The sequence below is a fragment of the Phocaeicola sp. GP0067 genome (assembly GCF_031119655.1).
Classification (GTDB): domain Bacteria; phylum Bacteroidota; class Bacteroidia; order Bacteroidales; family Bacteroidaceae; genus Phocaeicola; species Phocaeicola vulgatus.
Genome location: NZ_JAVHZY010000007.1, coordinates 22,067 through 36,863, shown reverse-complemented (window position 1 = coordinate 36,863; position 14,797 = coordinate 22,067). Strand labels below are relative to the sequence as shown.

At 44.9% G+C, this 14,797-nt stretch carries 19 protein-coding genes; all 19 read left to right on the top strand.

What is annotated here, in order from left to right; genetic code table 11:
- Positions 1-65: 65 nt before the first annotated feature.
- The 19 genes from RE317_RS07595 (at position 66) to RE317_RS07505 (ending at position 14,742) form a co-directional block, all read left to right on the top strand.
- Entirely contained in the window at positions 66-296 is a 231-nt protein-coding gene (locus tag RE317_RS07595; protein ID WP_303266229.1) for a hypothetical protein, read from the top strand.
- Positions 297-643: 347 nt separating this feature from the next.
- Positions 644-1,393, top strand: coding sequence for a ParA family protein (locus tag RE317_RS07590; RefSeq protein ID WP_118214439.1), 750 nt, complete (start codon positions 644-646; stop codon positions 1,391-1,393).
- An 8-nt stretch (positions 1,394-1,401) separates the two neighbouring features.
- A complete protein-coding gene (locus tag RE317_RS07585) occupies positions 1,402-1,875 on the top strand; it encodes a DUF3408 domain-containing protein (protein ID WP_118214438.1) in 474 nt (157 codons plus the stop codon).
- Positions 1,872-2,612: a hypothetical protein gene (locus tag RE317_RS07580; protein ID WP_118214437.1), complete on the top strand. Its 741-nt coding sequence runs from the start codon at positions 1,872-1,874 to the stop codon at positions 2,610-2,612. Before RE317_RS07585 ends, RE317_RS07580 begins: the two co-directional genes overlap by 4 nt.
- Positions 2,613-2,749: 137 nt before the next feature.
- Complete coding sequence (locus RE317_RS07575) at positions 2,750-3,052, top strand: DUF4134 domain-containing protein (RefSeq protein ID WP_118214436.1); 303 nt, start codon at positions 2,750-2,752, stop codon at positions 3,050-3,052.
- Positions 3,053-3,090: 38 nt separating this feature from the next.
- Positions 3,091-3,408, top strand: a complete 318-nt coding sequence (locus RE317_RS07570) for a DUF4133 domain-containing protein (RefSeq protein ID WP_118214435.1) — start codon at positions 3,091-3,093, stop codon at positions 3,406-3,408.
- Positions 3,405-5,903, top strand: coding sequence for a TraG family conjugative transposon ATPase (locus RE317_RS07565; protein WP_118214434.1), 2,499 nt, complete (start codon positions 3,405-3,407; stop codon positions 5,901-5,903). Before RE317_RS07570 ends, RE317_RS07565 begins: the two co-directional genes overlap by 4 nt.
- 7 nt (positions 5,904-5,910) lie before the next feature.
- Positions 5,911-6,270 carry a DUF3876 domain-containing protein gene (locus RE317_RS07560; protein WP_118214433.1) on the top strand — a complete coding sequence of 120 codons (360 nt, stop codon included), beginning with the start codon at positions 5,911-5,913 and terminating at the stop codon, positions 6,268-6,270.
- 13 nt (positions 6,271-6,283) lie between these two features.
- Positions 6,284-6,652 carry a hypothetical protein gene (locus tag RE317_RS07555; protein ID WP_118214432.1) on the top strand — a complete coding sequence of 123 codons (369 nt, stop codon included), beginning with the start codon at positions 6,284-6,286 and terminating at the stop codon, positions 6,650-6,652.
- A 40-nt stretch (positions 6,653-6,692) separates the two neighbouring features.
- Positions 6,693-7,607, top strand: coding sequence for a radical SAM protein (locus RE317_RS07550; RefSeq protein ID WP_118214431.1), 915 nt, complete (start codon positions 6,693-6,695; stop codon positions 7,605-7,607).
- Between the two features lie 58 nt (positions 7,608-7,665).
- Complete coding sequence (locus RE317_RS07545; protein ID WP_118214430.1) at positions 7,666-8,295, top strand: DUF4141 domain-containing protein; 630 nt, start codon at positions 7,666-7,668, stop codon at positions 8,293-8,295.
- A gap of 5 nt (positions 8,296-8,300) precedes the next feature.
- Positions 8,301-9,371: a conjugative transposon protein TraJ gene (gene traJ / locus RE317_RS07540; RefSeq protein WP_257421092.1), complete on the top strand. Its 1,071-nt coding sequence runs from the start codon at positions 8,301-8,303 to the stop codon at positions 9,369-9,371.
- A gap of 54 nt (positions 9,372-9,425) precedes the next feature.
- Positions 9,426-10,049 carry a conjugative transposon protein TraK gene (traK, locus tag RE317_RS07535; protein WP_118214429.1) on the top strand — a complete coding sequence of 208 codons (624 nt, stop codon included), beginning with the start codon at positions 9,426-9,428 and terminating at the stop codon, positions 10,047-10,049.
- Between the two features lie 4 nt (positions 10,050-10,053).
- Positions 10,054-10,338: a TraL conjugative transposon family protein gene (locus RE317_RS07530; protein WP_118214428.1), complete on the top strand. Its 285-nt coding sequence runs from the start codon at positions 10,054-10,056 to the stop codon at positions 10,336-10,338.
- A gap of 6 nt (positions 10,339-10,344) precedes the next feature.
- Positions 10,345-11,742, top strand: a complete 1,398-nt coding sequence (traM, locus tag RE317_RS07525) for a conjugative transposon protein TraM (protein ID WP_118214427.1) — start codon at positions 10,345-10,347, stop codon at positions 11,740-11,742.
- A 49-nt stretch (positions 11,743-11,791) separates the two neighbouring features.
- Positions 11,792-12,799 carry a conjugative transposon protein TraN gene (traN, locus tag RE317_RS07520; RefSeq protein WP_118214426.1) on the top strand — a complete coding sequence of 336 codons (1,008 nt, stop codon included), beginning with the start codon at positions 11,792-11,794 and terminating at the stop codon, positions 12,797-12,799.
- A gap of 1 nt (position 12,800) precedes the next feature.
- Positions 12,801-13,385 carry a conjugal transfer protein TraO gene (locus RE317_RS07515; RefSeq protein ID WP_118214425.1) on the top strand — a complete coding sequence of 195 codons (585 nt, stop codon included), beginning with the start codon at positions 12,801-12,803 and terminating at the stop codon, positions 13,383-13,385.
- Positions 13,386-13,389: 4 nt separating this feature from the next.
- The gene (locus RE317_RS07510) at positions 13,390-14,280 is read left to right on the top strand and encodes a DNA cytosine methyltransferase (protein WP_118214424.1); all 891 of its coding nucleotides are present in this window, start codon (positions 13,390-13,392) and stop codon (positions 14,278-14,280) included.
- Positions 14,281-14,298: 18 nt separating this feature from the next.
- Positions 14,299-14,742: a DUF3872 domain-containing protein gene (locus RE317_RS07505; RefSeq protein ID WP_118214423.1), complete on the top strand. Its 444-nt coding sequence runs from the start codon at positions 14,299-14,301 to the stop codon at positions 14,740-14,742.
- Positions 14,743-14,797 lie beyond the last annotated feature (55 nt).

Sequence of the window (14,797 nt, the reverse complement as noted above, 5' to 3'; positions counted from 1 at the left end):
CCTGCAATTACCGACTTCGGAGGTAATTGTCCCCCTTTCTCCGTAGGAAAAGGGGCAAGCGTTTTTTGCGGCAGAACTCGTTTCGTGCTGCAAAAAACACAGCTTGCTATGTTCAAAGTGAACATAAAAATCTGACCGTACCCGGTCAGATTAGGGTTAGCGACAGACGGCAAGGACGGCGGTTACAATCCGGACTGCTTGACGATACAAAGTTAAGGGAATGGAAACGAGTGGTAGAATTTGCATCAGTGCCACTCCGTACCACTTTGATGCCTGTCGATGCCACTGAATTATAAAGCGATACAGGCAGCCGTTATTAGTCGTTTATTTGCGTTGCCGTTCTTTTGAGACATGGAAAGAATGAAATACAGAAGCAGTGATTTCTATCATTAACGGGACAATGAAGTCCTTCATTGAGGATAAATTGACATGGTGACGTAAAGATGTAATGAAGCATTGTCGTACTGACGTATTGCCATATAAAAGCATTGAGATTCTTCCATGCTGACGGACTGACAGAAAGAGATAACGAGGTAATGCGGTGATGATGCAATACCACACAGAAACACTGAAAGAATGCAGTAACGAAATAAGGAAACAGTGAAATAATTAATTGAATAACAAATGATTTAAAATTAAACGTATGAAAAAAGAACCGAAGTACATCGCATTCTCCACCCAGAAGGGAGGAGCGGGAAAAACAACGCTGACCGTATTGGTGGCAAGCTATCTGCACTATGTAATGGGATACAATGTAGCCGTGGTAGACTGCGACTATCCCCAACACAGTATCGTGGAAATGCGAGAACGCGACCTGAAAATGGCAATGGATGACCCGTATTACAAACGAATGGCTTACGATCAGGTGCAACGACTGAAAAAGAAAGCCTATCCGGTGATCGAGAGCACACCGGAGGATGCGGTAACCAAAGCCGGAGAACTGGCAGAAACGGATTTTGACTTTATCTTCTTTGACCTTCCGGGAACTATAAATAACGGTGGCGTGGTGCGAACGTTAGCACGCATGGACTATATCTTTTCACCCATCTCCGCTGACCGGGTGGTGATGGAAAGCACACTCCGTTTCGTGGTGGTACTGAACGATACGCTGATAACCACGGGCAAGTCGAAAATCAAAGGTATGCACTTACTATGGAATATGGTGGACGGACGGGAAAAATCGGAACTGTACGATGTATATGAGGAAGTGATTCATGAATTGGGATTGTCGGTGCTGAAAACTTTCCTGCCGGACAGCAAGCGATTCCGTCGGGAATTATCCGTAGGACACAAGGCATTGTTCCGCTCGACTATCTTCCCGGCGGACAAGGCGTTGGTGAGAGGCAGCAACCTGAACGAGATTATTGAAGAGATGCTTGAACTTATAAAATAAGGATATGTATGGCCAAGAAAACGAAAGAGGATATTAATTTGGACGAGATTGATGAGAATTTTATCATCGCGTCCTTCAAGACACCGGGGAAACCGCAGACTCCGGTTGCCGACAACAACAAAGTGGAAGCGGCAGAGCAGCAGGAGATACCGAAAGAACAGATGCAAACGGAACAGCCGCAAGCGGATGAAGAACAGCAAACGCCCGCTCGGACGAAAGAAAAGCAGGAAACGGGAAAAAGCAAAAAAAGAGGCTTATCGGAGTACGGCGAAAAATTCCTGAAACGGAACGAATTGAAAACACGGCAGTGCGTGTATATCAGCCAACCGATCCATGCGGTCATCTCACGGCTTGTACATGTAATAGCGGACAAGGATATAACAGTGGGCGGCTATATTGATACAGTGCTGGCGGAACATCTGGAAAGACATAAAGACGAGATTAATGAGCTGTACCGGCAAAAAAGGGAGGATTTGATATGAGCAGGGATTTAGAACTTATGCTTTTGTTCGGGCTTGCCATCCTCTATGTTCTATGGGCGGCAGGGTATCTGCAATACGAGAAATGGAAGCGGCGAAAAGCAAAGAGAAATGCCGCATCCATATTACCCCGGAAGGATGTACCGATGACCGGGGTACTGGGCAAAAGCAGTTTTGTACTTCCCCCGTCAGTGCCACTCGATACCACTTTGAAGCCACTCGAAGCCATCGGAAAAGAAAGTGAAAAAGCTATTGAAAAAGATGATACTTTTGTCCCCGAACCGGAAAAACACCCGTTGCAAGTACCTGATGAAGAACTGGATGAGATATTCAATGACACACCACCGCAGGGGATCGACAATGAGCCGATGGATATTGATGTGTCACTGGATTATGAGCAAGAAGATGAGGAACTGCAAGGATGCAGTAAACCGGGAGTAATGGCTTCGGGAGTGAGTTTTGAGGATATGTGCGCTGCCGTGAAAGTGCTGGGCAAAGCAAAGGAAACGGTAAGTGAACAGGAAGAGAAAGAAGCGGGACGGACACTGACGGAACTGCAACATACCGATATGTTCGAGCAATTGGTTATCAACCACCCGCAACGGGCGGAAAGGGTGACAGAGCTGATAAACCGGCATATGGAGAACTTCCGGCAAGAGACGGAACCGGTGACAGAAGAAACTGATGATGAAACAAACGGGATTATTCCCGATGATTTTGGAATAAATGATATTGTGTAACAAAAAAACGATTAAAAACATGAAAGAGAAGGAATACGGATAGGCGGACTATCCACCACTAAAAAAATCCATAACAAATTATTAACAACCGGATGCGGGGCTATCCATCCCTGCATCCACTAATAAACAATTATTTAATGAATACAAAGAAATTTCTTTTGACTGCTGCCGTCCTGTTGGCAGCGGTAGGGGTTACTTATGCGCAGGGAAATGGTCAGGCGGGCATTACGGAAGCCACGAACATGATCACTTCATATTTCGATCCGGGAACAAAATTGGTGTATGCCATCGGTGCTGTTTGCGGATTGATTGGCGGAGTAAAAGTCTATAACAAATTTTCATCAGGTGACCCGGACACATCCAAGACGGCAGCGAGCTGGTTCGGAGCCTGTATCTTTTTGATTGTGGCGGCTACCATTCTGAGATCATTCTTCCTATAATATGTAATAATGTACGCGTACATAATTAAATATATAGGATGAAATTTGAACTTAATAAGGGGATTGGGAAAAGTCCTGAATTTAAAGGGCTGAAAGCACAATATCTGTTCCTGTTTGCTGCCGGACTGCTTACGGTATTCGTATTATTTATCATCATGTATATGGCAGGTATCGACCAGTGGATCTGTATCGGCTTCGGTGTCATCACAGCTTCGGTGTTGGTATGGGCTACGTTCGCAATGAATGAGAAGTACGGCGAACACGGATTGATGAAACTGCTTTCTTCCCGCCGGCATCCCCGCTTCCTGATTAACAGGAAAGCCCCTTGGAAATTATTCAAAAAAAGAAGAAAATGAGAAATATATTAAAAGCTGCCACGATAGAAAGCAAGTTTCCCTTGCTGGCCGTCGAACAGGATTGTATCATCAGCAAGGATGCGGACATTACCGTTGCCTTCCGGGTGGAGTTGCCGGAACTGTTCACCGTCACTTCTCCCGAATATGAGACAATACATTCCACATGGGCGAAAGCAATCAAAGTTCTGCCGAATTATTCGGTGGTACACAAACAAGATTGGTTTGTCAAGGAGAACTACAGACCGAAAACGGATAAGGACGATCTTAGCTTCCTCTCCCGTTGTTACGAGATGCACTTTAATGAACGTCCGTTCCTCAATCATGCGTGTTACCTGTTCCTGACCAAAACAACGAAGGAACGGGCACGGATGCAAAGCAACTTTTCATCCCTGTGCCGTGGGACTATCATCCCCAAAGAAGTAAACAAGGAAACGGCAGCCCGCTTTCTGGATGCGGTCGGACAGTTCGAACAGATTGTGAACGATTCGGGATTTGTCCGGTTGACACGGTTAAGCACGGATGAGATTACGGGAACGCAAAACCAGGCCGGACTGATTGAAAAGTATTTTTCACTCTCGCTGGAAAATACCACTACATTGGAAGATATGGAACTTGGAACGGACGGATTGCGTATCGGCAATAAAAAGTTATGCCTGCATACACTTTCGGATGTGGACGATGTGCCGGCTAAAGTGGGTACGGATATGCGATACGAAAAGCTATCTACCGACCGTTCGGACTGCCGGTTATGCTTTGCCGCTCCTATCGGATTGCTGTTATCGTGCAACCATATTGTAAACCAGTATATTTTCATTGATGACAGCAATGAAAACCTGAAAAAGTTCGAGAAGACTGCACGTAACATGCAGTCGCTCTCCCGTTACAGCCGTTCGAACCAGATTAACAAGGAGTGGGTAGACCTTTATCTGAATGAAGCGCACAGTTATTCGCTGACTTCGGTACGCTGTCACTGCAATGTGATGGCGTGGGCGGAGGATGAAGATGAACTGAAAACCATACGCAACGATGTGGGAAGTCAGTTGGCACTGATGGAATGCAAGCCGAGACATAATACGGTGGATGCCGCTACGCTGTATTGGGCGGCAATGCCGGGAAATTCGGGAGACTTTCCGGAAGAGGAAAGTTTCTACACCTTTATCGAACCGGCGCTGTGCTTCTTCATCGAGGAAACGAATTACAAGAGTTCGCCGAGTGCTTTCGGCATAAAGATGGCCGACCGTATCAGCGGGAAGCCTATCCATGTCGATATTTCCGACCTGCCGATGAAACAGGGAATTATCACAAACAGAAACAAATTTGTGCTGGGCGGTTCGGGTAGCGGCAAGTCTTTCTTTATGAATCATCTTGTGAGACAGTATTGGGAACAGGGTACGCATGTGGTGTTGGTTGATACGGGTAATTCCTATTCGGGATTGTGCGAAATGATACGCAAAAAGACACACGGGGAAGACGGAGTGTATTTTACCTATACGGAAGAAAGCCCGATCAGTTTCAATCCTTTCTATACGCAGGATAAGATATTTGACGTGGAGAAAAAGGAATCCATCAAGACTTTGCTGCTGACGCTATGGAAAAAAGACAATGAGCCGGCTACCCGTTCGGAAGAGGTTGCACTCTCCAATGCCGTTGCCTTGTTCATTGACCGGATTAAGTTTGACGAGAATCTTGTACCGTCCTTCGACACTTTCTATGAATTTGTGGATACGGACTACCGTGCGATACTGGATGCGAAAGGGGTACGTGACAAGGAGTTCGACATCACCAATTTTCTGAATGTGCTGGAACCGTACCATAAAGGCGGAGAGTATGATTTTCTGCTCAATTCAGACAAGCAGTTAGACTTGTTGGAAAAGCGGTTTGTAGTATTCGAAATTGATTCTATTAAGGATCATCCCATCCTTTTTCCCGTGACCACAATTATTATTATGGAAATGTTTATCAACAAGTTACGACGATTAAAAGGCGTAAGAAAAATGATAATAATTGAAGAAGCGTGGAAGGCGCTGGCAAAGGAAGGGATGGCGGAATATGTTAGGTACTTGTACAAAACTGTCCGAAAGTTTTTCGGGGAGGCAGTGACGGTTACACAGGAAGTAGATGACATTATCTCTTCACCCATCGTCAAAGAAAGTATCATCAATAACAGCGACTGCAAAATTCTGCTCGACCAACGTAAGTATATGAACAAGTTCTCGAAGATTCAAGAGTTACTGGGACTGACGGATAAGGAGAAAGCGCAAATCCTCTCCATCAATATGGCAAATGCGGCTTCGAGGAAATATAAGGAAGTCTGGTTCGGATTGGGCGGCGTACAGTCGGCGGTCTATGCCACCGAAGTTTCGATACCCGAATATCTCACTTATACAACGGAGGAAACGGAGAAACTGGAAGTAATGCAGTTGTCGGAGAAGTTGGGGGGAAATTTCGAACTGGCTGTCAAACAACTGGCAGAAAGTAAAAAACATAAAAAGTAGAGTTATCATGAAATACATTTCCAATAAAAAACAGAAGAAAATATTTACGGCAATATTTGGCGGGCTGCTCTGCTTATTGATAGCAGCCTGCGCCGGACAGCAGACGGATATGAGCAAATTATGCGGAGAATGGGAAAGTACCGGCGGAAAGCCCGATATACGGATAGCAAAAGACGGGGAGTGTTACAGGCTGACGCTGTTCGCCCGAAAGGGAATGACGGGAAAGATGGAACCGGAAACTTATCTGATTCAAGAGAAAGACGGGGGTATGTTCATTGACACGGGCTTTCATATTGATATAAGCTATGATACCGGAAAGGATATTATTACATTCTCCACCGGTGGAGATTATATCCGTAAAACCTAAAAAAGTACCTGAAATGGAACATGCGGATTTTCTCTATTGGTCTACACTCCATCCGGAACTCTATCATATAAATACTCCCTTCGGAATATTATGTGGTTATTGGACGAACGGTGCGTATTCCCCGGACCTTTATATTTTCAGAAAAGATAGAGGATACTGGATTGCGGTAATCTACCCTTCAGGAGAATTTTATGTCAGCCGTATTCTGAAGTTTTTCCAATCAACTATAGCCAATCTCTTTGAAAAGGTGTATATAGGCTATAACGTAGAGAGTGACCTCCTGTTCCTTTCCTCTGAAGGATGTTACCACCGAAAGAAAGAATGGGAAGAAAGTTTTTCTTATTCCTGCCTGAAAACAAATTATAAACAGATTCAGTATTAGCACAGCTAATCCGGATCATGATGTAATCAACTATAAACAAATGAATATAGGATTAATAGATGTGGATGGTAAAATGCCTAATCTGGCATTAATGAAAATCAGCGCATGGCATAAGAAACAGGGGGATTCCGTTGAATGGTATAACGGGCTATGCAAATATGATAAAGTTTATATGAGCAAAGTATTCACTTTTACGGAAGACTATAGCTATTATATCAATGCGGGGATTATCGAAAAAGGAGGAACAGGATATGATTTCTTTAAGGAACTTCCTGTAGATATTGACCGTACCTTTCCCGATTACAGTATATATCGGGTGGATGCGAACCTGGCATACGGTTTTTTGACACGTGGATGCCCGAACAGATGCAAATGGTGTATTGTACCCCGGAAAGAAGGCGATATCCGCCCTTATATGGATATTGGAGAGATAACGGGAAACAGGAAAAAGGCAATCCTGATGGATAATAATGTTCTTGCGTGCGATTATGGTCTACAGCAGATTGAAAAGATTATAAAGATGAAAATAAAGGTCGACTTCAATCAGGCACTGGACGCACGGCTGGTTAATGAGGAAACAGCCTCTATGCTGGCAAGAGTGAAATGGATTGACCGGATTCGTTTTGGATGCGATACCCTTGCACAGGTGGAAGAATGCGAAAAGGCAATCAACCTTATTAGAAAATACGGATACAAAGGAGAGTTTTTCCTCTTCTGTATCCTGATGGACTTTAAGGAATCTTTTGAACGTACCAATTATTGGAAAATGAAAGGAGATCCAAAAATAATGCCTTTCTGCCAACCATTCCGCCACCTTGATAATAGATGCCATATCATTCCCCAATGGCAAAGGGATTTAGCACGCTGGGCTAACAAGAAAGAACTGTTTAAATCAATTGAGTTCAAGGAATATCAGCCGAGAAAAGGATTCTTGTGCAGAGAATATTTCTCCTAATGATTTGACAGTTAGTATGTAATAAAAGTAATTATCAGAATCATAAAAAAGAAAGTATATGAAAAAGTACATTTTAATTATTTGTATCGGTCTGTTGTGCTTCGCTCATGAATCGAAAGCGCAATGGGTGGTCACCGATCCGGGAAATCTGGCACAGGGTATTATCAATACCACCAAACAGATTATACAGACTTCCACTACCGCAAACAATACTTTGAACGGTTTCAAGGAAACGGCAAAGGTGTTTGAACAAGGTAAAAAATATTACGACGCACTGAAATCCGTACATAATTTGGTGAAGGATGCCCGAAAGGTGCAACAGACGGTATTGCTTGTCGGGGATATTTCGGAACTGTATGTGAAGAATTATCAGAAAATGCTGTCCGATCCGAATTTTACGCCGGCAGAACTGAATGCCATCGCTTTCGGATATACGAAGCTGCTGGAAGAAAGTAACGGTTTGCTGGTGGAACTGAAAACGGTAGTAAGCGCGAATGGTCTTTCCATGAGCGATAAAGAACGGATGGACGTAATAGACCGGGTGTACAGGGATGTAAAAGAGTACCGTAATCTGGTGGCGTATTATACGAACCGGAACATTGCCGTTTCTTACTTACGGGCAAAGGAGAAGAATGACGCCAAAAGAGTTCTTTCTTTATATGGCAGTGCTAACGAAAGATATTGGTAACGGTCATGAATGCGGAATTTGAAAACCTGCATCAGATTCTAAGGAGTCTGTACACGGAAATGTTGCCGCTTTGCGGTGATATGATCGGAGTGGCAAAGGGAGTAGCCGGATTGGGAGCCTTGTTTTTTATCGCCGCCAAAGTTTGGCAGGCATTGGCACGGGCAGAGCCGGTCGATGTCTATCCGTTGCTGCGTCCGTTTGCTATCGGACTTTGCATCATGTTCTTCCCCACTTTCGTTCTGGGTACTATCAATACGGTAATGAGTCCGGTTGTGAAAGGATGTAACAATATCCTGCAAGGACAAACGCTCGATATAGAGAAGTATAGCCAACAACGGGACAAACTGGAATATGAGGCGTTGGTGAGGAATCCGGAAACGGCGTATCTGGCATCGGATGAGGAATTTGACAAACGGATTGACGAACTGGGATGGTCACCGGAAGACTTGGGGACTATGTTGGCCATGCAAGTGAAAAAGGCGGGCTATGAAATGAAGAAGTCTATCCGGGATGCGTTCCGGTGGGTGCTGGAACTGCTTTTTCAGGCAGCTTCACTGATACTGGACACGATACGGACATTCTTTCTGATTGTACTTTCCATTCTCGGTCCTCTTGCTTTTGCACTCTCTGTCTATGAAGGCTTTCAGGGGACACTGACGCAATGGCTTACCCGATATATCGGGATCTATCTGTGGCTTCCGGTTTCGGACTTGTTCAGTGCGGTACTGGCCCGTATCCAGGTATTGATGTTGGAGAAAGATGTAGCCGCGCTGGAAGATCCGAATTTCATACCGGATATTTCAAATGCCGCCTATATTATCTTTATGCTGATAGGGATTATCGGGTATTTTACCATTCCAACGGTAGCAAGCTGGATTATACAGAACGGCGGGGCGGGCAGTTACGGCAAGCAGGTCAATTCAATGGGAATGAAAGGCGGTAAAGGGGCGGCGGCATTAACCGGCGCTGCGGTTGGACATACTGCCGGCAAACTGATGAACAAGGGCGGTTCCTCCAAAAACACGGACGGAAGTAATGATGAAAGCGATTACTCTCCTTCCGGTAAGAAGTTATAGCAATGGAAATTTCCAAAAGATAAGCTGAATACTCATTTAAAGAATTTATGAATTATGGAATTTAAAAGTTTGAAGAATATAGAAAGCAGTTTCCGGCAAATCCGGATGATTGCGATGGTATTCCTCGTGCTGTGCGTACTGGTAGCCGGGTACAGCATTTGGAGTTCGTACAGCTTTGCGGAAAAGCAAAGAGAAAAAATCTATGTGCTGGACAACGGAAAATCATTGATGATGGCGCTTTCCCAAGACCTTTCCCAAAACAGACCGGTAGAGGCAAGGGAACACGTGAAGCGTTTTCACGAACTGTTCTTTACCCTTTCACCGGATAAGGATGCGATAGAAAGCAATATCCGAAGGTCGCTGTTCCTCTGCGACAAAAGCGCATTCCGATACTATAAGGATTGGAGCGAGAAGGGATATTATAACCGCATAATCTCGGCAAATATCAACCAGACGTTACAAGTGGACAGTATGGCGTGTGATTTCGACCGCTACCCTTATCAGATAACAATGTATGGTCGGCAAATGATTATCCGTTCAAGCAATGTGACCGAACGCAGCCTTGTCACCCGATGCGGACTGATTAATTCGGTACGCTCCGACAACAACCCGCACGGATTCACGATGGAACGATTCGAGATATTGGAGAACAAGGATTTACGGGTACTGGAAAGATAGAGCGATGATACGGAAGAAAATCAATGAATGGCAAGATCGGATGGATGACGGTCTGCGCCGTATATGCGGAAGGCTTACGCCGGGAAAACAGTTGGCGATTACGCTTGCGATGTTGTTGGGATTGAGTGTACTGTCTGTCTACTTCACCGTTTCAGGTATTTACCGGATGGGAAAAGAGGAAGGTGAACGGTTACAGATTGAGCATATCAGGCAAATGAAACTGCATCAAAAAAACGACAGTACTGCTACGATACAGGGAAGTTTTGAAAACGGTAATGTGATAAAGTAAAAAGCAATGGAAAATAACATGAATGACGAAGGTACGGCGTGGGAAGAAAGTGCTGTACAAGTGGAAGAAGTAACGGAGGAGATTCGGGAAGCTGAAACTGTTATCCCCCCACCGGAAGAGAAAAAAGAGAAGGTAAAAGAAAGCAGGGAACTGACGCCGGCGGAAATCCAACGAAGAAAGAAGATGCTGGTGTTTCCCTTGATGTTTCTTGTTTTTGCCGGAGCTATGTGGTTGATTTTTGCTCCATCTTCAAAGGAGAAGGAAAAGGAGATACAGAAAGGTTTCAACATCGACGTACCGCTTCCCAATGAAAAGGGATTGCTGGATGACAAGAAGGAAGCCTACGAACAGGAAGCCTTTGAAAAGCAACGGAAGGAAAAGATGGGAACTTTGCAGGACTTTGATATTACCATCGGTCGGCAGGAAGATATTCCTATCGGTACTCCCGCCAATGAAATGGCAGAAGAAAACGTATCCCGCACAAGTGATTCGCCCATCCGTTCTTCTGCGGTTGCCTATCAGGACATAAACAGGCAGCTCGGTACTTTCTATCACGAACCGAAGGAGCCGGAAGACGACCAGAAACAGTTGGAACTGGAATGGCGGATTCAAGAACTGGAACGGATGCAGGAAGAAGCACGGCAAAGGAAAGTGGCAGCGGATGAACAACTGGAACTGATGGAAAAGTCTTACCAACTGGCGGCAAAGTATATGCCCGGACAAAACGGCAACATTTCATCGGAACAGGCCGCAACTGTTACTGCCGGAAACACGCGAGACAACCGGGTTACCGCTGCGCCGGTGCAGCAGGTGAAAGAGAAGGTAGTATCGCTGTTGGCTCCACCTATGAGCGACGCCGATTTTGTAAGGGAATACAGTAAACCCCGTAATCTCGGATTCAATACAGTGCAGGCGGAGAAGGAAAATGTAGTGAAGAACACCATCCGTGCGAGTGTGTACAGAACGGTCACATTGACGGATGGGAAAGAGATACAGCTCCGGCTGTTGGAACCGATGATAGCGGGGAGGCAGTATATACCTTCGGGAATGATCATCACCGGTACGGCAAAGGTAGGCGGGGAACGGATGGAGATAAAGGTCGGTTCGGTCAGTTATGAGGGAAGTGTGACTCCCGTCAATCTGGAAGTATATGACATGCAGGGAATGAAAGGCGTGTTTGTGCCGAACTCGGAAGAACTGAACGCTGTCAAAGAAATGGCGGCGAATATGGGTTCCTCACTGGGGACAAGCATCACCATTACGGAAGATGCAGGAGCGCAACTGGCTGCAGACTTGGGGAAAGGTGTCATTCAGGGGGCATCGCAATATCTGGCCAAGAAGTTCAGAACAGTAAAGGTGACGCTCAAGGCCGGTCACGAGTTCTACCTTTTGCCGGGAGAATAAGAAATACCACTAAAAAATCCAATTATAAACAATTAAAAAAGAAGTATTTATGAAAAAGTTGATTTTGATGCTTGCCATTGGTGCAAGTGCATTCAGTGCATACGCACAAAAGACCGTGAAAGTGGAGAAGGTTCAGCAGGAAACGGAAGTTACCGCTATTGAAACGGAGAAGAACGGGGATGAAGAAGAACCACGCAAAAGTCCTTCCACGGGAGACTTGTATGAGGGGTTGACCCGAACAGTGACTTTTGACCGCATGATTCCTCCTTACGGGCTGGAAGTGACTTTCAGTAAGACCGTGCATATTATTTTCCCTTCGGCTATCCGTTATGTGGACTTGGGTTCTGCGGATATAATTGCAGGAAAAGCGGACGGATCGGAAAATGTATTGCGTGTGAAAGCTGCGCTGCGTGATTTTTCCCGTGAAACGAACCTGGCGGTGATTACGGACGACGGAAACTATTACACATTTAATGTAAAATATGCCGACGAGCCGACAAAATTGAATATTGAGATGAAAGACTTTATTCATGACGGTGAAGCGGTCAACCGTCCGAATAACTCGATGGAAGTGTATTTAAAGGAGTTGGGTAGTGAATCGCCGCTGTTGGTACGATTGATTATGAAATCCGTATATGCCAATAACGACAGACTGGTGAAACATATCGGCTGTAAAAGATTCGGTATTCAATATACATTGAAAGGAATTTATACCCATAACGGGTTGCTGTATTTCCATACGGAACTGAAAAACTCGTCGAATGTGCCTTTCAATGTGGACTATATCACTTTTAAGGTAGTGGACAGAAAGATTGCAAAACGTACAGCCATTCAGGAACAGGTTATTGTTCCGTTGCGTGCGTACAACTATGTGACGACTGTCAACGGAAAAAGCAGGGAAAGAACGGTTTTTACGCTGCCTAAATTCACGTTGCCGGACGATAAACAGTTGGTGGTGGAAATGAACGAACAGGCAGGCGGACGCCATCAGAAATTCGTGATAGGTAATGCGGAATTAATCCGTGCCAGAGTGATTAACGAGCTGAAAATGAAGTAAGATGAAAAAAGTTCTGTTTTTATTGTGTATGGTAGTGTGTTTTGTCCTCACGGACAAGGCATACGCCCAACGATGTCTGCCCGGTATGCGGGGTATCCGCGTTACGGGAGGAATGGCGGACGGTTTCCACTCTCCGGATAAGCGAAATGAATTGGGGTATTATTTCGGGTTGTCACTGGATAGTTATACCAAACATTGCAACCGGTGGGTATTCGGTGCGGAATATCTGCAAAAGTATCATTCTTATAAGGCTATTCGCATACCCACCTCGCAATTCACTGCGGAGGGCGGCTATTATCTGACTTTTCTTTCGGATGCGAACAAAATGTTTCTGCTTTCGCTGGGCGGTTCGGCACTTGCCGGCTATGAAACGAACAATTGGGGGGAAAAGTTGCTCTATGACGGTTCTACACTGCAAAGCGGTGATAACTTCATTTATGGCGGTGCTGTTTCATTGGAACTGGAAACCTATTTGAGCAACCGGGTGGTATTGCTGCTGAATGCCCGTGAACGTTGTTTGTGGGGAAGTGATACGGGAAAGTTTCATTTCCAATTCGGAGCGGGCGTCAAATTCTTAATCAATTAGATTTATGGTATTACTGGAACTATTTTCGGGTATAGGCGGCTTCAGCAAAGGATTGGAAGCTGCCGGATATACCTTTGATAAGGTATATTTTTCAGAGATAGACAAACATGCCGTTGCAAACTTCAAATACAATTTCCCTTATGCAGAACACATTGGAACAGTCACAGAAATTACAAATGCCGTTATCGAACGACCCGACATCATCACTTTCGGAAGTCCTTGCCAGAATTTTAGCATTGCAGGCGACGGAACAGGATTGCAAGGAAAGGAAAGCTCCCTTATCCGATATGCAGTGGAAGCCGTTAGGAAATTCAGACCTGACGTTTTTATCTGGGAGAATGTTAAAGGAGTGCTCTTCTCAAAACATCGCAATGACTTTTGGAGCATCATCCAGGCGTTTACCCACATTGGCGGTTATCGACTTGAATGGCAACTGTTTAATACTGCATGGTTTTTACCCCAGAATAGAGAGAGAATCTATCTTGTCGGACGTCTTGCAAAAAAATGTACCGGAGACGTATTTCCTTTCCCGGCGCCGGGTGGAATGCATGGTTCGTTCGGGAAAGATGCGACTGCTGCCTCTGTATGTGGAACAATAACAAAGAATTACGGTAAACAACCCAATATCGGAAACTATGTCCTGTGCCTTAAACCGGGAGATGTGTATAACGGTAAACTCACTCCCGACCAAATAAAAGGAATACGGATGCTTACGGAAGTGGAATGTGAACGTTTACAAGGTTTTCCCGATGACTTTACAAAATATGGAAAGTATGAGAAAGAAACGAAGATCATCTCACGGGTCAACCGGTATGCTCTCTTGGGAAATGCCGTAAGTGTACCGGTAGTCAAGGCGGTGGCTGCCCGTATTAAAAAGAACACTGCCATTGTATAAAAGTTAATTCAGTAAAAAATGAAAAAGATGTTTGAAACAATATTTGTGCTCGGTCTTATGTTAGTCGGCGTGTTGTGTGTGGTAGCCTGTAGTGACAAGTTGGACGTGCAGCAGGTGTACGAGTTTGATATGGCGACCCTGCCGGTACAGAAGAAAATCGTAATGGGTGAGGAAGCGGAAATACGCTGTGAACTGGTAAGAGAAGGTACGTTTGAAGAAACGAAGTATTATATCCGCTATTTTCAGCCGGATGGTAAAGGACAGTTACGGATGGAGGACGGTACCGTACTACTCCCCAATGACCTTTACCCGCTGAAAAAGGAAACATTCAGGTTGTACTACAAATCATTGAGTACTGACCAACAGACGATTGATATTTATGTCGTGGATTCACATGGACAGTCCATACAGAAAACTTTCAACTTCAATAATGAAAGCCAAAACAAGGAGGATGAAGAATGACGGTAGCTTTGGTATGTTATGGCGGCTTCCTTGCCATTATCTGGTGCTGCATCGG